This is a genomic window from Campylobacter sp. CFSAN093226, assembly GCF_012897595.1.
Classification (GTDB): domain Bacteria; phylum Campylobacterota; class Campylobacteria; order Campylobacterales; family Campylobacteraceae; genus Campylobacter_D; species Campylobacter_D jejuni.
On sequence record NZ_CP040608.1, the window covers coordinates 137300 to 161673 of the forward strand.

Annotated in this window: 28 protein-coding genes; 14 read left to right on the top strand and 14 right to left on the bottom strand. The window is 28.7% G+C overall.

Annotated features, from left to right (window positions below):
- Positions 1 to 16 precede the first annotated feature (16 nt).
- From FBF02_RS00670 to FBF02_RS00695, 6 genes are all read left to right on the top strand, one after another.
- A complete protein-coding gene (locus FBF02_RS00670) occupies positions 17 to 274 on the top strand; it encodes a YlxR family protein (RefSeq protein ID WP_002859353.1) in 258 nt (85 codons plus the stop codon).
- Complete coding sequence (infB, locus tag FBF02_RS00675; protein WP_002908209.1) at positions 261 to 2876, top strand: translation initiation factor IF-2; 2616 nt, start codon at positions 261 to 263, stop codon at positions 2874 to 2876. Before FBF02_RS00670 ends, infB begins: the two co-directional genes overlap by 14 nt.
- Positions 2873 to 3235, top strand: a complete 363-nt coding sequence (gene rbfA, locus FBF02_RS00680; RefSeq protein WP_002778650.1) for a 30S ribosome-binding factor RbfA — start codon at positions 2873 to 2875, stop codon at positions 3233 to 3235. The genes infB and rbfA overlap by 4 nt, the downstream gene beginning before the upstream one ends.
- On the top strand, positions 3225 to 3668 hold the full coding sequence (gene rimP, locus FBF02_RS00685; RefSeq protein WP_002858729.1) for a ribosome maturation factor RimP: 444 nt from the start codon (positions 3225 to 3227) through the stop codon (positions 3666 to 3668). The genes rbfA and rimP overlap by 11 nt, the downstream gene beginning before the upstream one ends.
- A gap of 72 nt (positions 3669 to 3740) precedes the next feature.
- The gene (locus FBF02_RS00690; protein WP_002858749.1) at positions 3741 to 5516 is read left to right on the top strand and encodes an AAA family ATPase; all 1776 of its coding nucleotides are present in this window, start codon (positions 3741 to 3743) and stop codon (positions 5514 to 5516) included.
- The gene (locus tag FBF02_RS00695; RefSeq protein ID WP_002858668.1) at positions 5509 to 6840 is read left to right on the top strand and encodes an McrC family protein; all 1332 of its coding nucleotides are present in this window, start codon (positions 5509 to 5511) and stop codon (positions 6838 to 6840) included. Before FBF02_RS00690 ends, FBF02_RS00695 begins: the two co-directional genes overlap by 8 nt.
- Here the strand turns inward: FBF02_RS00695 and FBF02_RS00700 are convergent.
- From FBF02_RS00700 to FBF02_RS00710, 3 genes are read right to left on the bottom strand one after another with little or no spacing between them, the layout of a single operon-like run.
- Positions 6829 to 7632, bottom strand: coding sequence for a metal ABC transporter permease (locus tag FBF02_RS00700; RefSeq protein WP_002857348.1), 804 nt, complete (start codon positions 7630 to 7632; stop codon positions 6829 to 6831). The two genes, FBF02_RS00695 and FBF02_RS00700, sit on opposite strands and share 12 nt — an antisense overlap.
- Positions 7625 to 8479 carry a metal ABC transporter ATP-binding protein gene (locus FBF02_RS00705; protein WP_002857268.1) on the bottom strand — a complete coding sequence of 285 codons (855 nt, stop codon included), beginning with the start codon at positions 8477 to 8479 and terminating at the stop codon, positions 7625 to 7627. Before FBF02_RS00705 ends, FBF02_RS00700 begins: the two co-directional genes overlap by 8 nt.
- 12 nt (positions 8480 to 8491) lie before the next feature.
- Entirely contained in the window at positions 8492 to 9382 is an 891-nt protein-coding gene (locus tag FBF02_RS00710) for a zinc ABC transporter substrate-binding protein (RefSeq protein ID WP_002858739.1), read from the bottom strand.
- A gap of 220 nt (positions 9383 to 9602) precedes the next feature.
- Between FBF02_RS00710 and FBF02_RS00715 the strand changes: the two genes are divergently transcribed.
- The 3 genes from FBF02_RS00715 (at position 9603) to FBF02_RS00725 (ending at position 12677) form a co-directional block, all read left to right on the top strand.
- Positions 9603 to 11606 (top strand): methyl-accepting chemotaxis protein, encoded by a 2004-nt coding sequence (locus FBF02_RS00715; protein ID WP_079376546.1) that lies wholly within the window; start codon positions 9603 to 9605, stop codon positions 11604 to 11606.
- Between the two features lie 80 nt (positions 11607 to 11686).
- Positions 11687 to 12406 carry a class I SAM-dependent methyltransferase gene (locus FBF02_RS00720; protein ID WP_002858666.1) on the top strand — a complete coding sequence of 240 codons (720 nt, stop codon included), beginning with the start codon at positions 11687 to 11689 and terminating at the stop codon, positions 12404 to 12406.
- A 55-nt stretch (positions 12407 to 12461) separates the two neighbouring features.
- Complete coding sequence (locus FBF02_RS00725) at positions 12462 to 12677, top strand: hypothetical protein (protein ID WP_002858731.1); 216 nt, start codon at positions 12462 to 12464, stop codon at positions 12675 to 12677.
- A gap of 31 nt (positions 12678 to 12708) precedes the next feature.
- Here FBF02_RS00725 and pyrC read toward each other — a convergent pair whose 3' ends face one another.
- From pyrC to eptC, 4 genes are read right to left on the bottom strand one after another with little or no spacing between them, the layout of a single operon-like run.
- Positions 12709 to 13716 carry a dihydroorotase gene (gene pyrC, locus FBF02_RS00730; protein WP_002852008.1) on the bottom strand — a complete coding sequence of 336 codons (1008 nt, stop codon included), beginning with the start codon at positions 13714 to 13716 and terminating at the stop codon, positions 12709 to 12711.
- Positions 13706 to 13951: a replication/maintenance protein RepL gene (locus FBF02_RS00735; protein ID WP_002851854.1), complete on the bottom strand. Its 246-nt coding sequence runs from the start codon at positions 13949 to 13951 to the stop codon at positions 13706 to 13708. The genes pyrC and FBF02_RS00735 overlap by 11 nt, the downstream gene beginning before the upstream one ends.
- Positions 13948 to 14304, bottom strand: coding sequence for a diacylglycerol kinase (locus tag FBF02_RS00740; protein ID WP_002858751.1), 357 nt, complete (start codon positions 14302 to 14304; stop codon positions 13948 to 13950). Before FBF02_RS00740 ends, FBF02_RS00735 begins: the two co-directional genes overlap by 4 nt.
- Positions 14301 to 15839 carry a lipid A/FlgG phosphoethanolamine transferase EptC gene (gene eptC, locus FBF02_RS00745; protein WP_002851930.1) on the bottom strand — a complete coding sequence of 513 codons (1539 nt, stop codon included), beginning with the start codon at positions 15837 to 15839 and terminating at the stop codon, positions 14301 to 14303. Before eptC ends, FBF02_RS00740 begins: the two co-directional genes overlap by 4 nt.
- A gap of 117 nt (positions 15840 to 15956) precedes the next feature.
- Between eptC and FBF02_RS00750 the strand changes: the two genes are divergently transcribed.
- The gene (locus FBF02_RS00750; RefSeq protein ID WP_002851821.1) at positions 15957 to 16715 is read left to right on the top strand and encodes an exodeoxyribonuclease III; all 759 of its coding nucleotides are present in this window, start codon (positions 15957 to 15959) and stop codon (positions 16713 to 16715) included.
- 18 nt (positions 16716 to 16733) lie between these two features.
- Here FBF02_RS00750 and FBF02_RS00755 read toward each other — a convergent pair whose 3' ends face one another.
- From FBF02_RS00755 to moaC, 3 genes are read right to left on the bottom strand one after another with little or no spacing between them, the layout of a single operon-like run.
- Positions 16734 to 17894 (bottom strand): hypothetical protein, encoded by a 1161-nt coding sequence (locus FBF02_RS00755; RefSeq protein ID WP_010891847.1) that lies wholly within the window; start codon positions 17892 to 17894, stop codon positions 16734 to 16736.
- A complete protein-coding gene (locus tag FBF02_RS00760; RefSeq protein WP_002852023.1) occupies positions 17884 to 18147 on the bottom strand; it encodes a DUF493 family protein in 264 nt (87 codons plus the stop codon). Before FBF02_RS00760 ends, FBF02_RS00755 begins: the two co-directional genes overlap by 11 nt.
- Complete coding sequence (gene moaC / locus FBF02_RS00765) at positions 18125 to 18598, bottom strand: cyclic pyranopterin monophosphate synthase MoaC (RefSeq protein WP_002851725.1); 474 nt, start codon at positions 18596 to 18598, stop codon at positions 18125 to 18127. The genes FBF02_RS00760 and moaC overlap by 23 nt, the downstream gene beginning before the upstream one ends.
- Before the next feature lie 92 nt (positions 18599 to 18690).
- Between moaC and FBF02_RS00770 the strand changes: the two genes are divergently transcribed.
- Together FBF02_RS00770 and FBF02_RS00775 are read left to right on the top strand one after the other, a co-directional pair.
- Positions 18691 to 18846 (top strand): highly acidic protein, encoded by a 156-nt coding sequence (locus tag FBF02_RS00770; protein ID WP_002851965.1) that lies wholly within the window; start codon positions 18691 to 18693, stop codon positions 18844 to 18846.
- 2 nt (positions 18847 to 18848) lie between these two features.
- Positions 18849 to 20159: an MFS transporter gene (locus tag FBF02_RS00775; RefSeq protein WP_002851616.1), complete on the top strand. Its 1311-nt coding sequence runs from the start codon at positions 18849 to 18851 to the stop codon at positions 20157 to 20159.
- On the opposite strand, the gene cheQ is transcribed toward FBF02_RS00775, so the two are convergent.
- Positions 20128 to 20607, bottom strand: coding sequence for a cheVAW transcriptional regulator CheQ (cheQ, locus tag FBF02_RS00780; protein WP_002851877.1), 480 nt, complete (start codon positions 20605 to 20607; stop codon positions 20128 to 20130). The genes FBF02_RS00775 and cheQ overlap by 32 nt on opposite strands.
- Positions 20608 to 20634: 27 nt before the next feature.
- Positions 20635 to 21492, bottom strand: coding sequence for a cheVAW transcriptional regulator CheP (gene cheP / locus FBF02_RS00785; RefSeq protein WP_002851703.1), 858 nt, complete (start codon positions 21490 to 21492; stop codon positions 20635 to 20637).
- A gap of 481 nt (positions 21493 to 21973) precedes the next feature.
- Between cheP and FBF02_RS00790 the strand changes: the two genes are divergently transcribed.
- Together FBF02_RS00790 and FBF02_RS00800 are read left to right on the top strand one after the other, a co-directional pair.
- On the top strand, positions 21974 to 22528 hold the full coding sequence (locus FBF02_RS00790; RefSeq protein WP_002851848.1) for an FIST N-terminal domain-containing protein: 555 nt from the start codon (positions 21974 to 21976) through the stop codon (positions 22526 to 22528).
- The gene (locus FBF02_RS00800; RefSeq protein WP_002858658.1) at positions 22504 to 23631 is read left to right on the top strand and encodes a methyl-accepting chemotaxis protein; all 1128 of its coding nucleotides are present in this window, start codon (positions 22504 to 22506) and stop codon (positions 23629 to 23631) included. The genes FBF02_RS00790 and FBF02_RS00800 overlap by 25 nt, the downstream gene beginning before the upstream one ends.
- A 52-nt stretch (positions 23632 to 23683) precedes the next feature.
- On the opposite strand, the gene rplT is transcribed toward FBF02_RS00800, so the two are convergent.
- On the bottom strand, positions 23684 to 24037 hold the full coding sequence (gene rplT, locus FBF02_RS00805; protein WP_002851731.1) for a 50S ribosomal protein L20: 354 nt from the start codon (positions 24035 to 24037) through the stop codon (positions 23684 to 23686).
- Positions 24038 to 24130: 93 nt separating this feature from the next.
- Positions 24131 to 24322 carry a 50S ribosomal protein L35 gene (gene rpmI, locus FBF02_RS00810; protein ID WP_002851822.1) on the bottom strand — a complete coding sequence of 64 codons (192 nt, stop codon included), beginning with the start codon at positions 24320 to 24322 and terminating at the stop codon, positions 24131 to 24133.
- Between the last annotated feature and the right edge of the window lie 52 nt (positions 24323 to 24374).

Below are 24374 nucleotides of genomic sequence, written 5' to 3' on the forward strand. Positions count from 1 at the left end.
AAAAAAAGATATAATTTTGAAAAAACATATACCAATTAGAATGTGCATAGTGTGTAAAAACCGCTTTGAGCAAAATATGTTATTTAGATTTAAAGTTGTTTTAGGAGATATTGTGCCTAAAGCAGAACATGGAAGAAGCGGATATTTATGTCAAAATTGTATTGAGAGAGAAGATAAAGTCTTACAAAAAGCATTTTCTAAAATATGTAAAAATTTAAATACTAAAATTACTCAGCAAGGACTTAAGGAGATATTTTTAAATGGCAAAGATTAGAATTCATGAAATCGCAAAAGAATTAGGTTATGATAGTAAGGAAATTATTGAAAAGGCAAATGAATTAGGACTTGGAATTAAAACAGCATCAAATGCTGTAGAACCTGAGATTGCGGCAGCTATTTATGAGTATATACAAACAAGAGAAATTCCAGAAGCTTTCAAGAAAAATATCAAAACCCCTACGGCAAAAAAGCCTAAAAAAGAAAATATAAAAGAACAAGAAAAGCTAAATGAATCTGAAAAAAAAGAACCTAAAAAAGAAGAAAAGCTTAAACAAGAAGTTAAAAAAGAAGAATTAAAAACTGAAAAAGAAAATGCAAAAGAGGAAGAAAAACAAGAAATTATTGATACTCATAAGCCACAAAGCCTTGCTAGTGCAACTTTAGCCAAAAGACGCGGACTTGTTATTGTTAAAAAGAAAAAAGACGAAGAAGAAATTCAAGTTAAAAAAGAAGAAGTAAAAAATTCAAATGATATATCTATCAATAATGAAGAGCGCTTAAGTTTAAAAACTATGTTTTCAAATGCTGATGAGAGTTTAAAGAAAAAGAAAAAAGAAAAAAAATCTTTTGTTGCAAGTAAAAAAGAAAGTACCGAAAAAATGAATTTTTTAGATGAACATGATTTTGGTGATATTTCTTTAGATGATGAAGATGAGGTAGTATTACCTGATTTTAGTATAAAAGAACAAGAAAAACCACAAAATATCAATAAAAAACAACCTAATTTTATAAGACAAGCTGTTGGAAATTCTGCGGGTTTTGGGCTTGAAGGTGGAATTCAAAGAAGAAGTCGTAAAAAACCATCTAAAAAGATTGAAAAAAAGGAAGTAGAAGAAGTAGGTAGCGTTGCTATTTCTAAAGAAATTCGTGTGTATGAATTCGCTGATAAGATAGGAAAAAGCACTAGTGAAGTGATTTCAAAACTTTTCATGCTTGGAATGATGACAACAAAAAATGATTTCTTAGATGAAGATGCGATTGAAATTTTGGCTGCTGAATTTGGTATAGAGATCAATATCATTAACGAGGCTGATGAGTTTGATTATGTAAAAGACTATGAAGAAGAGACTGATGAAAAAGATTTAGTGACTAGAGCACCTGTGATTACCATCATGGGGCATGTTGATCATGGTAAAACTTCTTTGTTAGATTATATTAGAAAATCACGCGTTGCAAGTGGTGAAGCAGGGGGTATTACTCAGCACGTGGGTGCTTATATGGTAGAAAAAAATGGACGTAAAATTACTTTTATTGATACTCCAGGTCACGAAGCTTTTACTGCTATGCGTGCAAGGGGTGCAAGTATCACTGATATTGTAATCATCGTTGTAGCCGCAGATGATGGGGTAAAACCACAAACTAAAGAAGCGATAAATCATGCTAAAGCAGCAGGTGTGCCTATTATTATTGCTATTAATAAAATGGATAAAGAAGCAGCAAATCCTGATATGGTAAAAACTCAACTCGCAGAAATGGAAATCATGCCAGTAGAATGGGGCGGATCTTATGAATTTGTAGGAGTTTCGGCTAAAACAGGAATGGGGATTGAAGATTTACTTGAAATTGTGCTTTTACAAGCTGATATTTTAGAACTTAAAGCCAATCCAAAAAGTTTTGCTAAAGCAAGCATTATAGAAAGTTCTGTGCAAAAAGGGCGTGGTGCGGTAGCTACTATCATCGTGCAAAATGGAACACTTACTGTAGGAAGTACTGTGGTTGCAGGCGAGGCTTATGGAAAAGTACGTGCGATGAGTGATGATCAAGGTAAAGCCTTAAAAGAAATCAAACCAGGCGAATGTGGGGTTATCGTAGGACTTAGTGAAGTGGCTGATGCGGGTGAAATTTTAATCGCAGTAAAGAGTGATAAAGAAGCAAGAGAATACGCTAATAAACGCCACGAATACAACCGCCAAAAAGAACTTAGCAAATCTACTAAAGTTAGCATTGATGAGCTTGGAGCTAAGATCAAAGAAGGCAATCTAAAAGCCTTGCCTGTTATTTTAAAAGCTGATGTGCAAGGATCTTTAGAAGCCTTAAAAGCAAGTTTAGAAAAACTTAGAAATGATGAGATTAAAGTGAATATCATTCATAGTGGGGTAGGAGGAATCACGCAAAGTGATATAGAGCTTGCAAGTGCGAGTGAAAACTCTATAGTACTAGGTTTTAACATACGCCCAACAGGGGAAGTTAAAGAGCGTGCTAAAGATAAAGGCGTAGAAATTAAAACCTATAATGTGATTTATAATCTTTTAGATGATGTAAAAGCCTTGCTTGGTGGTATGATGAGCCCGATTATTTCTGAAGAGCAATTAGGACAAGCAGAGATTAGACAAGTGATCAATGTACCAAAAATCGGACAAATTGCAGGTTGTATGGTAACCGAAGGGGTGATTAACCGTGGGGCTAAAATTCGCCTTATCCGTGATGGAGTTGTGGTTTATGAGGGAAATGTAAGCTCACTTAAACGCTTTAAAGATGATGCTAAAGAAGTGGCAAAAGGCTATGAATGTGGCGTAGGTATAGAAGGGTGCGATGATATGAGAGTGGGTGATTATATAGAAAGCTATAAAGAAGTAGAGGAACAAGCAAGTCTATGAACCCAAGTGAGATTAAAAAACTACGCACTGAAAGTATCTTAAAAGAGCTGATCCCTGAAGCTTTAGCAAATTTAGATGATGAAAATTTGAAAAATTTGTGTGTAGTGGATGTAGAGTGTAAAAAAGGCAGATATGATGCTTTTGTGTATCTTGATAAGATGTTTTTTAATGTTCATGAGCAAGAAAAAATTTTATCTTCTTTAAAAAAGGCAAGTAGAGCTTTGCAAAATTACTGCATGAGTGAGCAGGGTTGGTATAGGTGTCCGAATTTTCATTTTAAATTTGATGATAGGCTTGAGTATCAAAACCATATGGATGCACTTTTTGAAAAAATAAAAAAGGATAAAAATGAATCTTGAAGCCCTTTGCAAAGAAGTGAATTTAGAGCTTTATGATAGCGAATTAACTAGCGAAAATGGCAAGAAAATTTACCGCGTTTATGTGATGAAGCCCTTAGATGAAAAGGGTGAAAGAAGGGGTGTAAATTTGGATGATTGTGCAAGGCTTAGTGAAATTTTATCACCTATTTTCGATGTGGAACCACCTGTAAGTGGCGAGTATTTTTTAGAAGTATCTTCAGCAGGACTTGAGAGAAAACTTAGCAAGATAGAGCATTTTGCAAAAAGTATCAATGAGCTTGTAAAAATCACAACAGGTGAAAAAGAAAAAATCGAAGCAAAAATCATCAGCGTAGAGGATGAAAATATCACTTTAGAAAATTTAGAAAATAAAGAAAAAACTACTATAAATTTTAATGATATAAAAAAAGCTAGAACCTTCATACAATGGTAAAAATTTAGATTTTTAATTTTTACCTATCTTTTATATAATTAAAATTAAACACAAAAATTCAAAAGGCATACAATGCTAGAAGATAAATACGATTGGAAAATAAGTAAGGCAGATCAAAATGGTAATGTGTATTATTATTTTCCAAAAGATGAAGATGAATTTAAAGAAGCAGTTGTAAAAAATGGCGGTATGAGTGTGTATGTTTATCAAGAAGGTAAATTTATAGATGAATTTCACACAAAAAGTCAAGGTGATAAATGGACTTCTTCTATTCTTAATTATTTAAAAACTATGAGTAAAGATGGAGAAATATTTTATAGATATTATAAAAATTGCAAATTTTTTGCTATACCAAAAAATACATTTTCTAAAGATGATTTTAAAATTATAAAGGATAATATAAATAATAATATATCCTTAAACCAAATTCTTTATGGGTCTCCAGGGACAGGAAAAACTTATCATACTATAGATAAGGCTTTGGAAATCTTGGGTGAAAATTTAGAAAGTAGAGATGAGAAAAAAGCTAAATTTGATGAGTATGTAAAAAATGGACAAATAGTATTTACTACTTTTCATCAAAGCTACGGATATGAAGAATTTGTAGAAGGTATAAAGCCTAGTTTAAATAGTGATGAAAATTCGCAAATTAATTATAAGGTTAAAGATGGAATTTTTAAAGAGCTTTGCAAGAAAGCTTTGGAGAATAGAGATGACATAGAAAGTTTTAATTTTTATATAAATGACTTGAAAGAAAAAACAAAAGAAGATGCCAATAATCCTGAAAAATATTTTCAATTGCCAAATACAAAATATTCTATTCAATATAGAGGTGGAAAAACATTTAGAATTAAATTTGATGATATGAGCAAAAATCATAAAGACTATCCAGTAAGTATAGATAATATAGAAAAATTATATAAAACTTCTAATATAGATGAAATATATAATTCAGCATATGTTAAAGCTATCTTAAACTATTTGAAATCACAAGGTTTAAAAGATTATAAAGAAAAAGATGAAAAAATAAATTTACCTTATATAATCATTATAGATGAAATCAATCGTGGTAATGTAAGTAAGATTTTTGGTGAGCTTATAACCTTGATAGAGCCTAGTAAGAGATTAGGAAATGAAGAAGCATTAGAATTAACTTTGCCTTATAGTGGTGAAAAATTCGGAGTGCCTAAAAATGTTTATATCATAGGCACTATGAATACAGCCGATAGAAGCATAACTTCTCTTGATACAGCTTTAAGAAGAAGATTTGAATTTGTTGAGATGATGCCTAATTCTGATTTACTTAATAATGTTTTTATTTGTAAAGATGTAGAAAATCCAAATGAAGACGAAGATTATTTAGGAGATGATGCTAAAACAGAGGGTTATGCAGAGATACTTCAAAATATTTTAATAAGTATAAATAAAAGAATTGAATTTTTATTAGATAGAGAAAAAACTATAGGGCATGCATTTTTTATGAGTGAAGCTGTTAAATTTAATAAAAATAATTGGATTAAGCCAGATGAATATGAAGAAGATTGGTATGTTTTAAGTATCTCAAAGTTAAAAAAAGTTTTTCAAAACAAAATTATCCCGCTTTTGCAAGAGTATTTTTATAATGATTATGCTTTGATTAATGCGGTTTTAAATGATAATGGTATGATTTTTGAAGATAAAAAAGACGATAAATATCTTCAAAAAATAAAAAATCTAGATAGTGTTAATAGCGAGAGAAGTATTTATAATATTGCTTCATTTGATGATAAAATTTGGGATAAAATAGAAATATATCAAGCAATTTATAATGATGAAATAGCAAATAAATTAAAAAACGAAAATGAATAGTATTTTTTCCATCATCGAATACCAAGCTTTTTCTAAAGAAGATTTAAAAGAAATTTTCAAAGAAAAGGCCGAAGGGTTTTATAAAGAGCTAGAAGACTTTGCAAAAAATAATGAAAATCTTCTAGGCTTTAAAAACAAAAATTCCTTAAAAGCTAAAAATTATGTCGGCATTATACAGACTAAAAGCGGGGTTTTGGAGATTTTGCCAAAATGCACGAATTTAGATAGTTATAAAAAAGAAGATAGTTCTTCAAATCATGACAAAGAAAAACTAAGAAGATGTTATGAATTAGACAATATTTCTAAAAATAATGATTTTTATGAAAAAGATTTTAAATTTAATCCTAAAAATCTTTTGATAAATATGCTAAAAACCTTAAAAAACTCCCCCTTTAAAAAATCGCAAATTTCATCTTTGCAAAGTTCTAAAATTCCTTTATTTGAAGTGTTTATCACTATGTTTTTAGATGAATTTGATAGCGTATATAAAAAAGGCTTGATGAGATCTTATCTAAGTTGCGAAGAAAATAGGGCTTTTTTAAAGGGAAAATTACTATTTAACGAGCATATCAAGCGAAATTTGATACACAAAGAAAGATTTTTTACAAGCAATGATGAGTTTGTTTTAGATATAGCACCCAATCGTTTGATAAAATCAACGCTAAATTTTTTAAAATCAAAAACAAGTTTGAATAAATTTAGACTTATAAAATCTATGCAAATTCTCGATGAGGTAGAATTTTCTAAAAATTATGAAAAAGATTTTAGTTATAAAATTTCAAGACATTTTGATTATTATGAAAACTTGCTTTTGTGGTGTAAAATTTTCTTAAAAAATGAAAGTTTTATGCCTTATCATGGTAAAAATGAAGCTTTTGCTTTGCTTTTTCCTATGGAGAAAATTTTTGAAGATTATGTAGCTTATATGCTAAAAAAAGTAAATCCAGCTCAAGATATTAAAGTTCAAAACAATGGAAAGTATTTAATCTCAAAAAATGATGAAAATTGTTTCATGTTAAAGCCTGATTTATATATAGAAAATAAAATGATCCTAGATACCAAATGGAAAATTCCAAATGATAGTGAAGATGAGAAAAAACAGGGTATAGAACAAAGCGATTTGTATCAAATGTTTGCTTATGCTTGCAAATTTAAAATTTATGATATTAAACTTGTGTATCCTTTATGTGAAAAAACTCAAGATTTACAAAGAAAAATCGCAGAAAAATTTTTTGTTTTTAAGGCAAGCGAACATTTGTATTTTAAAGAACAAGGGCAAAAAGATATAAAAGTGCAAGTGTGTTTTGCACCTTTACCTTTTTAAAAATTTGCCTATCAAATGCATTAAAAAACCAAAACAAGCTACAGCTATGATACAAGCACCGCTTGAGAGGTTAAGATAATAGCTAAGTATAAGTCCTAAAACACAAAAAATCATACTTAAAAAACTTGCTAAAACCATGATAAAGCCAAGTTTTTTGGTGAAATTTTCAGCAATAAAGCTTGGGATGCTAAGTAAAGCCATAACCAAAATAAGCCCTACAAGGCGTATAGAAATAACTATACAAAAAGCCATAAGGGCGATTAAAAGATAATGAAAAAAACTTGTATTGATACCACGAACTTTTGCAAATTCCGCATCAAAGCTTAATGCTTCAAATTGTCTATAAAATAAAAAGATCAAAAGCACCACCACGCTATCAACCAAAGCCATAAGCCATAAATCTTGCGTCCCTACAGCTAAAATGCTCCCAAAAAGATAAGCCATTAAATCTGTGTTATAACTAGGGCTTAAATCGATTAAAATAATCCCAACAGCCATTCCAAAAGCCCAGATTACAGCGATAATACTATCACTTCTGTGTTCATAGCGTTTAGCTAAAAAAGCTACTAAAAAAGCCAAAAATAAAGTAAATATTCCCGTGCTTAATAAAATAGGCAAAGAGAAATAAAAAGCTATACCTATACCACCAAAAGCCCCATGTGTTATACCTCCAGCCATAGAAAAAAGGCGATTTATCATCACCAAAGTACCTATGATCCCACAAGCTATACTGACTAAAATCGCTCCTAGTAAAGCGTTTTGAAAAAAGGTGAAATTTAAAATTTCAAGCATTATTTTCCTTTGAAAATTTTAAACAAAAATTTTCTTTTTTAAATTCTGTTTTTTTCAAATTTCTTCTTGTAAATTCTTGTTCGCATAGTTTTTTGCTATCGCAATTTTTTTCATCGCAAAAACAAGTATTTAAACTCATTTCTACATCACAAAAATGAGAGTGATTTTCGTATAAATGTTTTAAAAATGAACTTTTTTCTTTTTCTTTAGTGTTAGTATGCAAGAAAAGTTCTTTGTTTAAATGTGCAATTTTATCGCTATAAGCTAATACAAGGTTGATATCGTGACAAATGAGTAAAATTCCCATGCCTTTTTGGTGCAAAGAGCTTAGAAGTTCAAAAATTTGTATAGCAGACTTGTTATCAACGCTTGCGGTAGGTTCATCTAAAATAAGCATCTTACATTCACTAGCTAAGGCTCTTGCGATAAAAACACGTTGTCTTTGTCCTCCGCTTAAAGAATCAATGGTTTTGTTCCAAAATTTTTCCATTCCTACACTTTTTAAAGCTTGCATAGCTTTTTCTTTATCTTTTTTCCCATAAAAACCAAAAATTTTTTTACTTACAAGTCCCATAAGAACGATTTCAAGTACTCTTGGGCAAAAATTAGGATTGGCTAGAGTGTGTTGAGGAACATAGCCTATTTCTTTTCTTTGAAGAGCTTTGAAATGGATTTCATTTTTGGATTTTAAAAGTCCTAAGATAAGTTTTACGAGTGTTGATTTTCCTGCGCCATTTGGACCTATGATAGAGAGAAAGTCTTTATTGTCATAGCTAAGATTGATGTTTTTTAAGATGATTTCATTATCATAAGCGTAGTTTAGATTAGAAATTTCAAAAAAAAGCATCAAAAAACCTGATTATAAATTATGAGAAAAGGCATCAGCAGTTTTTAAAAGCTCATTTTCCCAATCATAAGATAAATGATCTATTTTGTAAATTTTTGCATCACATTCTTTAGCAAGTGTTTTTGCTGCATTTTCAGGGAAACCATTTTGAACAAAAATGACTTTTAAATTTTTATCTTTCATTAGAGTGATAAGTTTTTGCAAATCTTTGCTTTTTGGTTCCTTACCTAAAATTTCTACAGGAATTTGCGTAAGATTATAGCGTTTTGCAAAATATGTCCAAGAAGGATGATAAACTACAAATTCTCTATTTTTTAATTTTTCTAATTTTGAGGCAATTTGTAAATTTAAACTATCTAATTCTGCTAAAAATTTATCTAAATTTTCTTTATATAAATTTTCATTTTGTGGATATTTTTGAATCAAGGTGTCATAAATATTTAAAGCCATAGTTTGGACTAAAATAGGATCTAGCCAAGTATGAGGATCAAAATGCTCATGTTCGTGGTGTTCATGCTCATGAGAGTGTTCGTGTGTATCATGAGTTTGAATCAAAGCTATGTTTTTTTGCATATTTACAACTTGAAGTTTTGAAAAATTTTGTTTAAATTTATCCGTAAAAACTTTTTCAAATTCTAAGCCTATAGTGAAATAAATATCACTTTTTTCAAGTTTTTTCATAGTACTTGGTTTAAATTCAAAATTATGCTCATTGCTATTTGGGGGCAAAATAACATTGACATCTAGAGTATTTGCAGCTATTTTTTTAACAAAAAATGCTTGAGGTGCTATACTGACACTAACTAAATTGCTACTAGTATTTTGTTCTTGCTCTAAATTTTTAGCTTGTGTGAAAGTATAAAATATCCCTAAAGATAAGATAAATAATAGAATTTTTTTCAAAATATTTCCTTCGATATAAATTTTTTAAATTATAACGATATTAAGCTTAATACATAGAATTTTCGAAGCGATATTTATTTAAATAAAAATAATAAATATAAATTAATTTAATATTTATTAAATGAAATTTTTTATCACTTTTATATTTAAGTAAAAATTTAGATTTTTTAATTTATAATTCTTAAGAAAATTTAGCATTATTTTATATTTTATAAAATTAATGTTAAAAGTTCTTTTACAAAAATTAATTAAATTTAAAAGGAAAATAATGAATAGTATTAAAATCAAACTTTCCCTCATTGCAAATTTAATTGCAATTTTTGCCTTAATTGTTCTAGGTATTGTAAGTTTTTATTTTACAAAAACCTCACTATATGAAAGCACTCTTAAAAATCAAACTGACCTACTTAAAGTCACACAATCTACCGTTGAAGATTTCCGTTCCACAAATCAATCTTTTACTAGAGCTTTAGAAAAAGATATCGCGAACTTACCTTATCAATCTTTAATCACTGAAGAAAATATTATTAACAATGTTGGTCCAATATTGAAATATTATCATCATAGTATAAATGCACTAAATGTTTATTTAGGTTTAAACAATGGAAAAGTTTTACTTAGTCAAAAATCTAATGATGCAAAAATGCCTGAATTACGTGATGATTTAGATATAAAGACAAAAGATTGGTATCAAGAAGCTTTAAAAACAAATGATATTTTTGTTACACCAGCATATTTAGATACAGTTTTAAAACAATATGTAATAACGTATTCTAAAGCTATTTATAAAGATGGTAAAATCATAGGGGTACTGGGTGTCGATATACCATCAGAAGATTTGCAAAATTTAGTTGCAAAAACCCCTGGAAATACTTTTTTATTTGATCAAAAAAATAAAATATTTGCAGCAACCAATAAAGAATTATTAAATCCATCCATTGATCATTCTCCTGTTCTAAATGCATATAAACTCAATGGTGATAACAACTTCTTCTCTTATAAGTTAAATAATGAAGAAAGACTTGGAGCTTGTACTAAAGTCTTTGCTTATACAGCTTGTATTACCGAAAGCGCTGATATTATAAATAAACCTATTTATAAAGCTGCATTTATTCAAGCCATTGTTGTCATTATTGTAGTAGTATTTAGCGTCATCCTCCTTTATTTCATCGTATCAAAATACCTCTCCCCACTTGCAGCTATCCAAACAGGTTTAACTTCATTCTTTGATTTTATCAACCATAAAACAAAAAATGTTTCTACTATAGAAGTAAAAAGCAATGATGAATTTGGACAAATCTCAAATGCTATCAATGAAAACATTCTTGCTACTAAAAGAGGCTTAGAACAAGACAATCAAGCCGTTAAAGAATCAGTTCAAACCGTATCAGTTGTAGAAGGTGGTAATTTAACAGCAAGAATTACTGCTAATCCAAGAAACCCACAGCTTATTGAACTTAAAAATGTTCTAAATAAACTTCTTGATGTTTTACAAGCTAGAGTAGGTTCTGATATGAATGCTATTCATAAAATTTTTGAAGAATACAAAAGCTTAGACTTTAGAAATAAATTAGAAAATGCTAGCGGTAGTGTAGAATTAACTACTAATGCTTTAGGTGATGAAATAGTTAAAATGCTAAAACAAAGTTCAGACTTTGCTAATGCTTTAGCTAATGAAAGTGGAAAATTACAAACTGCTGTTCAAAGCTTAACCACTTCTTCAAATTCTCAAGCTCAATCTTTAGAAGAAACTGCAGCAGCTTTAGAAGAGATCACTTCTTCTATGCAAAATGTTTCAGTTAAAACTAGTGATGTTATCACTCAATCCGAAGAGATTAAAAATGTTACAGGTATTATAGGTGATATTGCAGATCAAATCAATCTTTTAGCTTTAAATGCAGCTATTGAAGCAGCTCGTGCTGGAGAACATGGTAGAGGCTTTGCAGTGGTAGCTGATGAAGTTAGAAAGTTAGCTGAAAGAACTCAAAAGTCTTTATCTGAAATTGAAGCTAATACTAATTTACTTGTTCAATCTATCAATGATATGGCAGAAAGTATTAAAGAACAAACTGCAGGTATCACTCAAATCAATGATAGCGTAGCTCAAATTGATCAAACTACTAAAGATAATGTTGAAATTGCTAATGAATCAGCTATTATTTCTAGTACAGTAAGTGATATAGCTAATAATATCTTAGAAGATGTTAAGAAGAAGAGGTTTTAATTAATCATTCAAGCCCTTTCTTTGGGCTTGAATTTTAAAAATTTATGCTATGATTTTATATATTTTATAAAGGAAAGTATATGAATTTATGGGATAAAAAGGCTAAAACTTACGCAAGATATCAAAACACTTTAAACACTATACAAAAACAAACTTTTGAATATTTACAAAATTTAAAGATTTCCTTTCAAGATAAAAGTATTATAGATATAGGATGTGGAACTGGGGTTTGGACTTTACACTTAGCTAAAGAAGCTAAAGAAATTTTAGCCCTAGATAGTGCAAATGCTATGCTTGAAATTTTACAAGAAGATGCTAAAAAACTAAATCTTAACAATATAAAATGCAAAAATTTGAGCTTTGAAACTTGGATGCAAAACAATCCTAATGTTAAATTTGATCTTGCATTTTTAAGTATGTCTCCTGCTTTACAAAATGAAAAAGATTATACAAATTTCTTAAATCTAGCCAAAATAAAAATTTATCTTGGTTGGGCTGATTATAGAAAAAGTGATTTTTTAGATCCGATTTTTAAATATTTTAATACTGAATTTAAAGGTTTTTATAAAAAAGATTTAGAAAATTATTTACTAGAAAAAAATATATTTTTTCATAAGATTGTTTTTGATGAAACACGCAAAGTCCAAAGAACAAAAGAAGAGGCTATAGAAAATGCTCTATGGCATTTAAGTATGAACAAAATCACAGCTTCTAAAGAAACTGTAAGTTCTTTTGCTGAAAATAATATTACTGAAACTATAGAATCTAAAATAAAACTTTTAATTATAAATAACTTATAAAAATATTAAGCTTATATTGATTACAATTTCACTCATTATTTCAAAGGAGTTTTTAATGGTTAAAAATTTAATCATCAAATTTGGACGCTTGATTCTTGATGCAATTGCAGTGATAAGTTTTGTTGTAGCTTTGCTTTATTCTCTTTTTATGATGTTTAGCATTGGATTTTTAGCTGGTTTATTGTCATTGATAGTCAGTTTTATTGCTTTATTTTTAAGTTTTTTTTGTAATCTATCTTGTTATAGATATCAGAGATGCTCTTGTAAATAAAGCTTAAATTTTCCACCTTTAAGGTGGAAAATCAATGTTTTAATTGAAATTTCAAAATTTCTCCAGCCATATAAGGCACGACTTGATTGTATTTATCTTCATAAACATTTGGTACTTGCCATTCTTTTTCTTCTAAAGTTAAAATTTTATCTTCTTTAAATTTTAAATCATAAATTTTACAAGTATTATCGCTTAAAAATTTTTGCAAATTTTCTTCTGAGCTATTTTGCTTAAATAATTCAGCTAAAACAGGTAAAATCACTGGGGCACTAAATACACCTGCGGCACAACCGCAACACTCTTTAGTATCTTTTGGATGAGGCGCACTATCACTTCCAAACATAACTTTTTCATAACCACTAAAAGCAAGTTCGCAAAGGGCTTCTTTATCTTCGTAACGCTTGGCTATAGGCTTACAAAAAAGATGAGGATTCATTTTACCTCCGATAACATCATCTAAAGTGATGATTAAATGATGTAAAGTGATTGTCGCGTATAAATTTTCATAATCTTTTAAAAGTTCACATAAAGTTTTAGTGGTAATATGCTCCATAACAATCTTAAGTCGTGGAAAATGTTTGGCTAATTTTTCATAAATTTTAGCAAAATTACTTTCCCTGTCCATTACAAAATCATTGGTTTCACCATGCACTAGCAAAGGAATATTTAAATCACTCATAGCCTCTAAAGTAGGTTTTAAATACTCTATATCAAAACTTGAAACTCCACCATTTGAATTTGTTGTAATTCCTGCTGGATAAAGCTTAATGCCAAAAATTTCATCTTTAGCACTGTAAAGAAATTTCTCATCATAATTTTTAAAAAAAAGTGTCATTAAAGGAGTGAAATTTTCATCTTTACAAGCCTTAAGGATACGCATTTTATAAGCTTTTAGATCTTCTAAATTGCAAAGCGGAGGGATTAAATTTGGCATAATCACAGCTGCACAAAAATCTCTTGCACTCAAAGGTGCAATAAGTTCTAACATTTGGTTATCTCTTAAATGCAAATGCATATCTAAAGGATTTTTAAGTTTCATTTTTATCTCCTATATTTAGCTGATAAAATCCATTTTTAAGACGCTTAAAAAGTTTTTTTTCTTCTAAAAACTTAAAAGTAGCGATGATGGTAGGTTTACTTTGATGTAATTTTTCTTCAAGATCACTGATTTTAATCATAATAAAACCATTTTCATCGGCATTTTCACATAAAAATTTTAACAATTCAAAACGCTTTTTTCCTAAAATTTCTCGTATTAAATTTTCAAATTTCATAAGTAAATATTATATAAAATAAAGCCCCAAACAAAAAGAGCTAAAAGCACACTAAAAAACACTGCCGCACTCGCACAATCTTTAGAGATTTTTGCCTTTTCATGCCATTCGTTTGTAATCAAATCAACACAAGCTTCAATAGCCGAATTTAAAGCTTCTACAATTAAGATAAGTATTAAGACACTTATCAATAACAAATGCTCCAAAAAACTAATTTTTAAGAAAAAACTAAAAACTATCGCGGGGATAATAATGCAAAGTTCAATTCTAAACGCCATTTCATTTTTAAATAAAGCAAAAAGCCCTTCTAAAGCATATCTTGCGTTATTTAAAAAATGATATTTAGGCTTCATGGATTTGCCTTAAGTTTAGGATTTAATAAATCATATTCTGGTTCATAAACACTTGTTTTTACATCAAAATATCCTAAAAGAGTACTAAAAAGATTATCTTGAGAAAGTTTTAAACCTTTATACTCTTTAGCTAAATTCATTAAATTTTTATCATTGCTCCAAAAAATAGCAGGAATATGAGTTTGATAACTTGGTGCTATAGCATAAGGCATACCATGAAGATAAATACCATTTTCACCCAAACTTTCACCATGATCTGAAAGATAAAACAAAGAACTTTCATAGCTTTTTTGCTCTTTTAATAGTTTTATAATCTCACTTAAAAGATAGTCTGTATAAAGCAAAGTATTATCATAAGTGTTGATTAAAGCCTCGCTATCACATTTTGAAAGTTCATTAGTATCACAAGTTGGAGTAAATTTTTTAAATTCGCTTGGATAGCGTTTATAATAAGTTGGCCCATGAGAACCTTGCAAATGAAGAACTATTATATTTTGATCACTTAAATGATTTAATTTTTCTTTAAAAGGGGCGAGTAAATTTTCATCCAAATCACTAGAAAGCTTTTGCTTATAAGCTAATCTATCACAAACCCCTTTACAACCACCAGAATTATTATCAAACCATACAGCATCTACACCTGTTTTATAAAGCACATCCATCGCATTTTCTTGAAACTCTGAACTTGAATAATTTTCACGCTTAGAAATAGAAAACATACAAGGCAAACTTACCGCTGTTGCTGTTCCACATGATGAAAAATTATCAAAAAAGACTACATTATCTTTTTTGGTATAAAAATTGGTATCATTTTTAGTATATCCACCCAAAGAGTAATTTGCCGCTCTAGCGGTTTCACCCACCACCAAAACCAAAAGTTTTTTAGTGTGATTGTTTTCTCTATAAGCATCATTAGCTATAGTTTTAAATTCTGGCTTAGCTTTTACAAAACGAACATAATAGCGATATACGGCATAAATTTGATAAAAAGGAGTATTATACATTCTTATTTCATTATAGTTTCTAAAAAAAGGCAAGAAAGTTTTACTTAAAGGGATTAAAACTGCACAAACAACAATCAAACCTGATATTATATTGATAATTTTAATTTTTATATGGGATTTAAAACTACCATAATAATCAATTTTTACTTTAACAACATAAAAAACCAATAATAAAGCCAAAACAACAAATAAGATCAATTTTAAATTTAACAAATCTTTTACTTCTTTAATGTCTGTTTGAACAACATTTTGCATCATATCAGAATCTATAAGCACCCCATAAAAACTAATAAAGTAAACACTTAAAAAAGATGATATTATAAATAATATAGAAAAAAATTTAGTAAAAAACTTTATAAAAAGCAAAGAGCAAATCACGTGAACAAGTGCAAAATAGGCCACAATAAAAACAAAAGTTATAAGCCAGTTTTGTGTATTTTTTTCATACACAAAATAAAATAAATTAAAATTCAACAATACAATCATCAAAGAATTAAAAAAAGTAAACTGAAACCAAGTTAATCTAAGCATATAAATCCCACCTTCAAATTTAAGCTTTTAATTTTATTGAATTTTTTTAAATGGATTGTAGTTTTAAATCTTTTTATGTTATGATTTACACTTTTAATGAAAATTTTAAGGAAAATAATGAAACTACTTTCATGGAATGTCAATGGCTTAAGAGCTATTTGTGATAAAAATGCACTTGATTGGATAGCACAAGAACAAATTGATTTTATAGGTTTTCAAGAAATCAAAGCACATGAAGATAAATTTCCTAAAAAAATTTATGAATATCCTTTTAAACACATGTATTTTAATTCTGCTAAAAGAGCGGGGTATTCTGGGGTAATGAGTCTTTGTAATTTTAATAGCGAAGTAAAAAAATGCGAATTTTTTGATGATGAAGAAGGTAGGGTTTTAGAACACCGCTTTAAAAATATTGCACTTTTTAATATCTATTTTCCAAATGGTCAAAAAGATGAAGAGCGTTTAAATTTTAAGATGCAATTTTATGCAGATTTTTTAGTGTATTTGGATAAGCTTTTAAAGGATGGATTTGAAATTATCATTTGCGGTGATGTCAATACCGCTCATAAAGAAATCGATCTTACTCATCCAAAAGCCAATGCCAACACTTCAGGTTTTTTACCTATAGAAAGAGCTTGGATTGATGATTTGCTAAAGCTTGGTTTTATAGATACTTTTAGAGAAATTAATGGCGAAATCAAAGAAAAATACTCGTGGTGGAGCTATAGAATGAAAGCAAGAGAAAGAAATGTAGGCTGGAGGATTGATTATTTTTTCATTTCAAAGGGTTTAAAAGATAAACTTAAAAACGCTTTCATAAGAGATGATATTTTTGGCTCTGATCACGCACCTGTAGGTATAGAAATAGATATTTAATATCCCAAAAATGGGATATTATTTTTTAACGAATTTTTTTGCTTTTTCCCAAAGTCTTACACCGAGCTTTTTAGCTTTTTTGGAATTTAAATCTTTGTATTTTTCACTAGCAATTTTTTCTAATTCAAAAATTTCTTGTTTAAAACGATTTAATTTTCTTTGAGTAAGTTTGTTAAAATCATTAATCTTTGGATTTTTCTTAATATCATTTAAAACTAATATTAGTTGCTCTCTGCTTTCACCTGCAAGACGTCTAAATTTAGCAAAAAGATTATCAAGTTCATGTTCTAGCAAATTCTCAACTATACTCTTACAAGGATCATTTTGTAATTGAATCTCTTTTTTTAAAAGAGCAATAAAATCATCTTCTATACCTATTAGTTCTTTGCTTTTTAAACTAACATCTTCTTCAAAATTTGCATAAGTTAATGAAGCTTTAAATTTTTCCATTGCCAAAACAATACCATCCCTTGTGCCTTTAATCACGCCTAAACAAAGATCTTTTGCATAAGCCATAGATTCATTAGCTATTTCAAAAGCGGTATTTAAAATAATACTTGAAATTTTTAAAATTCTTTCTTTTTCAAAATGAGCTTCACAAATGGCATTATATACGAGATTTTTAGCTATTTCACTACTTGTAAGTTCTATATCTTCAGCCTTTTCTAATGTAGTTAAAAAAGCACTTTCAGCGGTTTCTTTTAAAATTCCAAGCATTTCTATATCAAATAAAATAGCATCATTTAAACCACCACTAAATTCATCACAAAAAGAACATTCTTGTAAAATATTCTCGAATTCAAAAAAATTATCGCTGATTTGATTTTTAATCAAATTCTTTTGATTTTCAATCTGTTTGTTTAATAATTCAGCTTCGCTAATATACTCATAAAGTGAATTTTGAGCATCTACAATACTCGCCTTAACCAAAGCTTTGATAACCTTTGTAACATTTTCATCATCAAAAAAATCAAGTTTTTTCAAAATAGTTAAAAATTCAACCAAAAGAGAATTTAAAACTTTTTTTGTTTCATGAGGATTATGTGAAATTTGCTTATACGCAAGATTAAAACTCAAGTCTTCAAGTAAATCACTTGCTTCATCTTTACCGAGATTTGATAAAGAATTTTCAAAAATAATTAAAGTATTTTTCATTTTTCCTTCTTTCTTAAAGTACAAATTTTGCTTTAGCTTTTAATTTATCAAATATATCCAAACGATCTTTTTTGCTATCAACATAAACATTTAACAAATAACTTTGATATTTTCCACTCGCACTTGAATTCGAATGTTTAAATTTATATTCTCTTTGACCTAAAATTTCTTCAAAAATTTCACTTGCCTTAACATGCACCTCAAAAATCACCTTATAATCCCAAAAAGTAGGATAATTGATCTGAGGTTCTTTTTTAAGATCGCACAAATTTACCACTTTTACCTCCTTCTTTGCTTTCAAGCACTATATCCGTAATTCTCATTGATTTATCTATAGCCTTGATCATATCATATATAGTTAAAAGTCCTATACTAACTCCACTTAAAGCTTCCATTTCAACACCTGTTTTACCTTCACACTTAACTGTTACAATAAGCTTAAATGCACATTCTTTAACAAATTCCACAATATTAGTTTCAACTTTAGAAAGCATCAAAGGATGGCACATAGGAATAATTTCACTTGTTTTTTTAACCCCCATTATAGCCGCAACAATAGCTGTTTGAAGAACAGGACCTTTTTTTGCGGTATTGTTTTTAATTACATCAAAAGCTTCTTGACTCATATATATTATACCACTAGCTGTGGCTATTCTTAAAGTAATATTTTTATCGCTTACATCTACCATTTTAGGATGATTTTTTTCATCTAAATGACTTAATTTCATAAATTCACCTTTTAAAAAATTATAAAAATTATAGCAAAACCAAACAAATTTAAGATAAAATAAGCTTTGTATTTTTATTTAAGGAGAAAACAATGGCTTATGAAGATGAAGAAGATTTAAATTACGATGATTATGAAAACGAAGATGAAGAATATCCACAAAATCACCATAAAAATTATAATTACGATGATGATGATTATGAATACGATGATGATAACAATGATGATGATTTTTATGAGATGGATTAAGAATGAGCAAAACCCTTAACCAAAAAGATATAAAAGTTTTAGGACTTTCATCATTAGGTGGAACTTTAGAATTTTATGATTTTATTATTTTTGTATTTTTTGCAAATTATATTTCAACAAACTTTTTTCCAAAAGATTTAAGTAGTTTTTGGCAAATGTTTAATACTTATGGAATATTTGCAGCTGGATATTTAGCACGTCCTTTAGGGGGTGTGATACTGGCACATTTTGGAGATAAATTTGGACGCAAAAGAATGTTTATGATTAGTATTTTGTTAATGGTTATTCCAACTTTTACTCTAGCTTTTATTCCAAATTATGAAAGTATAGGTTTTCTTTGTATTGTGCTTTTAGTTTTTATACGCATTTGTCAAGGTATAGCTATAGGCGGGGAACTCCCTGGAGCTTGGGTTTTTGTATACGAACACGCACCACAAGGTCAAAAAAGAACTTATTTGGGAATTTTAACCGCTTCGGTTGTAGGTGGAATTTTATTAGGTAGTTTGGTTTTTTTAATTATGAATAAAATTTATACCCAAGAAGAACTTCATGAATGGGCTTGGAGAATTCCATTCTTTTTAGGTGGAATTTTTGGGATTATTTCTGCTTATTTGAGAAAATTTTTAAGAGAAACTCCTGTTTTTGAACAAATGAAAAAAGACAAGGCTTTAGAAAAATTTCCTTTAAAAGAAGTGTTTAAAAAAGCTAAAATGGGAATTGTTCTTTCTATGATGATTACTTGGGTTTTGACAGGTTGTATTGTTGTAATGATTTTGCTTATGCCTAGTTATATGGCAAAAATACTTCAAATTAATACTTCTATACAAACCTATCTTCAAATAGGTGGAATTTTGCTTATTTGCCTAGGGTGTATTATAAGTGGAATTTTAGCGGATAAAATAGGCGTTATTAAATCTTGTGTATTTTTTAGTGTTTTTTTTGGAATTGCAAGCTTGCTTTATTTTAATACTTTATATAGACAAAATGCTGATTTTAACCTAGTAGCTTGCTTATATTTACTTGTATGTTTTTTTAGCGGAGTGATGAATTTTTGCCCTTTAATAATGAGTGAAGTATTTGATGCAAAAATTAAATTTTCAGGACTTTCTTTTTCATATAATATTGCTTATGCTATAGCTGGAGGTTTAACTCCGCAACTTGCTTTTTTCTTGCATAGTTTTGCCTTAAATAATTTAAGTAATTTTTGGCGTTTTTCTTTGGGACTTTATGTTTTCTTTTTGGCTATTATAGCTTTGCTATGTGCATTTATTTTTTCTTATCTTAATAATACCCAACGCACATACTCTCAGTGATTTTAATACGCTTTTCAAAAGGAGCTGGGCTAAAAAAATGGCATTTTTCTATATAAATATGCTGATGATAATTTAGCCCTAAAAAATCATAAAATTTTTTTAAATTAACAAATTTAATCCCACAAATTTCCTTAAGCTCTAAAAGTTTATAAATAGAAGAATTATTTTTTTCCACTAAATGAGAGGGAGCTAATCCAGTAAAAGAACAAAAAGCACTTGCCAATACAAAACCATTTAAACCACTACATTGCCTTAAAGCTTGCTGATGTTTTTCTAAAATGCAATTTCTATGCAAAAATATAATTCTTGTTCCTTGATATCTACCTATTTCTGCATTTTTCCAAAATTTATAAGCATTTTTTGAAATTCCAGCAAAACGATGAAATTCAGCGTTTAAAATATAGTGATCTAAAAATTCATTAGGAGGTAAGATTAAACTTTTCATCACTACAATTTAGAGCCTTAAAAAGGCTCTTTAATCTTCTTTGTTTAAATTTTCCTTAGCTTTGTTAGGAAGCTTAGATAAAAGATTGTTTAAATCAAAATTAATTCCTTGAGTTTTTGCCTCTTTAAGTAAAGCAACTGCAGCTTTTGCGTTAAATGGAGAAGAACCATCATGCGGAGCAAAAAGATGATCTGTTATTGCTAAAGCATAAGCGGATTTTTTCACTTTTTCGCGAGCAGCATGAGGAGTGCGAACAAAACATATACTTTCAATCAAAACATCATCAAAATTCCAACGATGTAACAAAAATCCCAAGAAAGAAATATGATCTACGCCTAAAAATTCATTCTCCGCTAAAGCAAGATTTTCATTTTTATTTAAAAAAGCTAAAAAATCCTTATCCTTATGATTTTGTATAAGAAAATTTGAAAAAATAACAATACCAAGCCTTAAAAGCATTGCACAAGGAACTAAAAGATGAGAAAGTTTTTTATCTTCATCATTAAGCCAATTTGCGATAAAAGTTGCCTCTTCATTGCACGTTTTTAAAAAATTTTGAGTATTTAAACCATAAGGTGAAACGTCTATTTTAAAATTATCTCTAATGGAGTCAGCCATAACTATATTGATGATATTACCAACGCCTAATAAAGTAATCACTTGATTTATGGTTGTAATTTCTCTTGTAAAACCATAATAAGGAGAATTTGCTAATTGCAAAAGCTTAGCCGTCATCAACGGATCGCTTGAAATGATTTCAGCAACTTTCATAGTTTCTATATTTGAATTAGCCTCGCTCACATATTTTCTTAACTTACTTACAGTATCAGGTAAAGGTGGCAATACTTCAACGCTTTTTAATAAAAGCTCATTCATATCTCCAATCATATTTAATTTATCCTTAATTAATATTATTATAATTTGCAATTATATCTAAATTTTAATTTACTTATTGCATTTTTTATGACTTAAGGTATAATAAAAATTACAAATAAATGTCGAATTTATGGTGTCTTGATTTAGTTAACTAGTAATTAAAAAATAGTTTTAATGGAGTAAAATTGATGTTTTTTTAATTTTAAAAATAAAAGCTCAACAAAAAAAGAAGAAGTAAAAAAGTTTTAGAAGCTCTATATCTTCAATAAAATGAACTTGAAGAAAAATTAAAAAAAATAAACATCAAGCCAAAATTAATTATAGGCTTTGTGTCAATCAACTTAATCTAGCGATCATAGGAAATAAGATTCAAAATTCTATAAATGAGCAATGTGATATCATCTTAAGCAGTGCTACTGATTTATTATGCAACCTTGATTCTAACTCAAACATTGAAAACAGTCCTTATAAACAAAATATCCAAGGAATAAGCTTGATACTTTTTAGTGAAGATATGATAGAAAATCTTTGCACAAATAAAATCAAGCTTTTTAGTGATATAAAAGATTATACAGAAAGAAAAAAACTGATAGAAAAAGAAGTTTTATTTATAAATATACCTTTTGAAGCACACTGCATAAATACTTTGTATTATTTAATTTATGATGGTTTAAGTCAAAGCGAAAGTTCTCTTTTAGAACTTTTGTACAAACACAACCCCTATCCTTGTGCTTTAGTAGGGGGTGGGTCTAGCGGAAACATGGACTTTAGCGGAGCATTTATATTTTATAATGGAGAAATATTAAAAAATCAAGCTTTAAGCATACATGTTCAATTTAAACCTAAATACCGTTTTAATTTAATGAAGTCTCAAAATTTTAATCCTCAAAGCAATATCACCTTTACCATACTTGATGTAAGCTTATATGATAAAACCGTACGCGAATTGATTAATAAAAAACCTTTCCGGTTGAAGCTTTATGTAATTATTTTAACTGCACTTTTGAAGAACTTAAAAATAAAATGCAAGAATATACTTTTGCTTTAAAAATTGGAGAAGACTATCTTATTTCCCCTATGGAAATCAACCCAAATAAAACATTATTTAGTTATTGTGATATAGAAAGCGCTCAGGAATTAAGCTTGCTTAAAAAAACAAATTTTATTGAAGCTATAAAAAAAGATTATGAAAAATTTTCTCTTAATAAACCAAAACCACTAGGAGCAATTTTTAACGATTGTATCTTAAGAAGGCTTCACAACAAAGAACATTTAAATCAAATCCATTTTAATGATTTTCCTATAGTTGGTTTTTCTAGTTTTGGAGAAATTTATGGAGTGGGAATTGCAAAAAGTTTAGTGGCAATATTTTTTTATGAAGTTGAAAATTTTAATGATTTCAAACCTAGATATTTAAAAACTTTCATACAAAAATACAGCGATTTTAAATACTATTATCTTAATATAAGAGCTCAAAAACTAGAAATGACAAATGAGATTAATAAAATAATCTTAAATCAACTCAAACAAAATACATCAGAAATTGATAAAAATACAAGTATATTTAAAGAAATTTTTGAAGAACTTGAAAATATAAGAAGAAGTCTTACAACTATTAGTGAAAGTTTTACCAATTTCACTAACTACCTAGAATACAACCTTTACCAAAGCGAAGAAAAAATGAATTTAGAAAAAGAAGTACAATCCTCTTTGAAAAATATAGATCAATTAAATAGTATTTTAGATCTTATTTCAGGGATTGCTGAACAAACTATCCTTTTATCTTTAAATGCAGGTATAGAAGCTGCTAGAGCTGGAAAACTTGGTCGTGGATTTGCAGTTGTAGCTGATGAAGTTAGAAAACTTTCAGAAAATACCCAAATGGGTCTAGGTGAAATGGAAGGAGCTATCAAATTAGTTATTCAGACCATACAATCCATTGCAAAAAGTTCCAATTCTAGTACTCAAGAAATGAATTTTATAAGAGATAAAACTAATGAATTTTCCAAAATCATTTCAAATCTTATAAATTCAGGTAAAGAAATTTCAGATAAATTGGAACAAAGAAGCAATGTCAGCGAAGATTTTGAAAAAAATGTAAATCAACTCAAATGTTATGAAGATGTTCTAGCTAAATTAAATCAATACTGAAAAAATTAAGAATTTCAAGAATCAAAAATCTTGAAATTCTTATACTAAAAAATCAAAGTGCTTTTTTTGCAGCCTCTGCAATTTTTGCAAAAGCAGCAGCATCATTCATAGCTAAATCTGCTAGAATTTTTCTATCAAGTTCAATGCCTGCTTTTTTAAGACCATTGATAAATCTTGAATAACTTAAATCATTGAGTCTGCAAGCAGCATTGATACGCACAATCCAAAGACGACGGAAGTCTCTTTTTTTGCGGCGTCTATCACGATAAGCATAGACTAGACTTCTTTCTAATTGTTCTTTTGCTTTTCTAAAATGTTTGCGGCGTCCACTATAAAAACCACGCGCTAATTTTAAAACTTTTTTATGTCTGCGGCGTCTAACAACACCTGTTTTTACTCTTGCCATTTTTATTTCCTTTCATAAAGTGGCGTCCAAATTTGGAGCTTACCCTTGAAATTTTATCTCAGAGGGGAGTTTGAATGACTTTTAGTCAAAAACTTAAATTCCTAGCATTTTTTCAACAGCTTTTACATTTGTGCTATGCACATATTTAGCTGTGCGAAGACCACGCATTCTTTTTGCAGGTTTTTTAGTCAAAATATGACTTCTAAAAGCTGAGCCTCTTTTGATTTTATTTTTACCTACTTTGAAGCGTTTAACTGCGCTTTTAACGCTTTTCATCTTTGGCATACGCTTTCCTTATTTAGATAAATTTTTATTTTTCAAATTAAAAGAAAAGCTA

Coding starts and splice junctions, on each gene's coding strand:
- infB (WP_002908209.1), top strand. CDS start 261: ATGGCAAAGATTAGAATTCATGAAATCGCAAAAGAATTAGGTTATGAT.
- rbfA (WP_002778650.1), top strand. CDS start 2,873: ATGAACCCAAGTGAGATTAAAAAACTACGCACTGAAAGTATCTTAAAA.
- rimP (WP_002858729.1), top strand. CDS start 3,225: ATGAATCTTGAAGCCCTTTGCAAAGAAGTGAATTTAGAGCTTTATGAT.
- FBF02_RS00690 (WP_002858749.1), top strand. CDS start 3,741: ATGCTAGAAGATAAATACGATTGGAAAATAAGTAAGGCAGATCAAAAT.
- FBF02_RS00695 (WP_002858668.1), top strand. CDS start 5,509: ATGAATAGTATTTTTTCCATCATCGAATACCAAGCTTTTTCTAAAGAA.
- FBF02_RS00700 (WP_002857348.1), bottom strand. CDS start 7,632: ATGCTTGAAATTTTAAATTTCACCTTTTTTCAAAACGCTTTACTAGGA.
- FBF02_RS00705 (WP_002857268.1), bottom strand. CDS start 8,479: ATGCTTTTTTTTGAAATTTCTAATCTAAACTACGCTTATGATAATGAA.
- FBF02_RS00715 (WP_079376546.1), top strand. CDS start 9,603: ATGTTAAAAGTTCTTTTACAAAAATTAATTAAATTTAAAAGGAAAATA.
- FBF02_RS00720 (WP_002858666.1), top strand. CDS start 11,687: ATGAATTTATGGGATAAAAAGGCTAAAACTTACGCAAGATATCAAAAC.
- FBF02_RS00725 (WP_002858731.1), top strand. CDS start 12,462: ATGGTTAAAAATTTAATCATCAAATTTGGACGCTTGATTCTTGATGCA.
- pyrC (WP_002852008.1), bottom strand. CDS start 13,716: ATGAAACTTAAAAATCCTTTAGATATGCATTTGCATTTAAGAGATAAC.
- FBF02_RS00735 (WP_002851854.1), bottom strand. CDS start 13,951: ATGAAATTTGAAAATTTAATACGAGAAATTTTAGGAAAAAAGCGTTTT.
- FBF02_RS00740 (WP_002858751.1), bottom strand. CDS start 14,304: ATGAAGCCTAAATATCATTTTTTAAATAACGCAAGATATGCTTTAGAA.
- eptC (WP_002851930.1), bottom strand. CDS start 15,839: ATGCTTAGATTAACTTGGTTTCAGTTTACTTTTTTTAATTCTTTGATG.
- FBF02_RS00750 (WP_002851821.1), top strand. CDS start 15,957: ATGAAACTACTTTCATGGAATGTCAATGGCTTAAGAGCTATTTGTGAT.
- moaC (WP_002851725.1), bottom strand. CDS start 18,598: ATGAAATTAAGTCATTTAGATGAAAAAAATCATCCTAAAATGGTAGAT.
- FBF02_RS00770 (WP_002851965.1), top strand. CDS start 18,691: ATGGCTTATGAAGATGAAGAAGATTTAAATTACGATGATTATGAAAAC.
- FBF02_RS00775 (WP_002851616.1), top strand. CDS start 18,849: ATGAGCAAAACCCTTAACCAAAAAGATATAAAAGTTTTAGGACTTTCA.
- cheP (WP_002851703.1), bottom strand. CDS start 21,492: ATGATTGGAGATATGAATGAGCTTTTATTAAAAAGCGTTGAAGTATTG.
- FBF02_RS00800 (WP_002858658.1), top strand. CDS start 22,504: ATGCAAGAATATACTTTTGCTTTAAAAATTGGAGAAGACTATCTTATT.
- rplT (WP_002851731.1), bottom strand. CDS start 24,037: ATGGCAAGAGTAAAAACAGGTGTTGTTAGACGCCGCAGACATAAAAAA.
- rpmI (WP_002851822.1), bottom strand. CDS start 24,322: ATGCCAAAGATGAAAAGCGTTAAAAGCGCAGTTAAACGCTTCAAAGTA.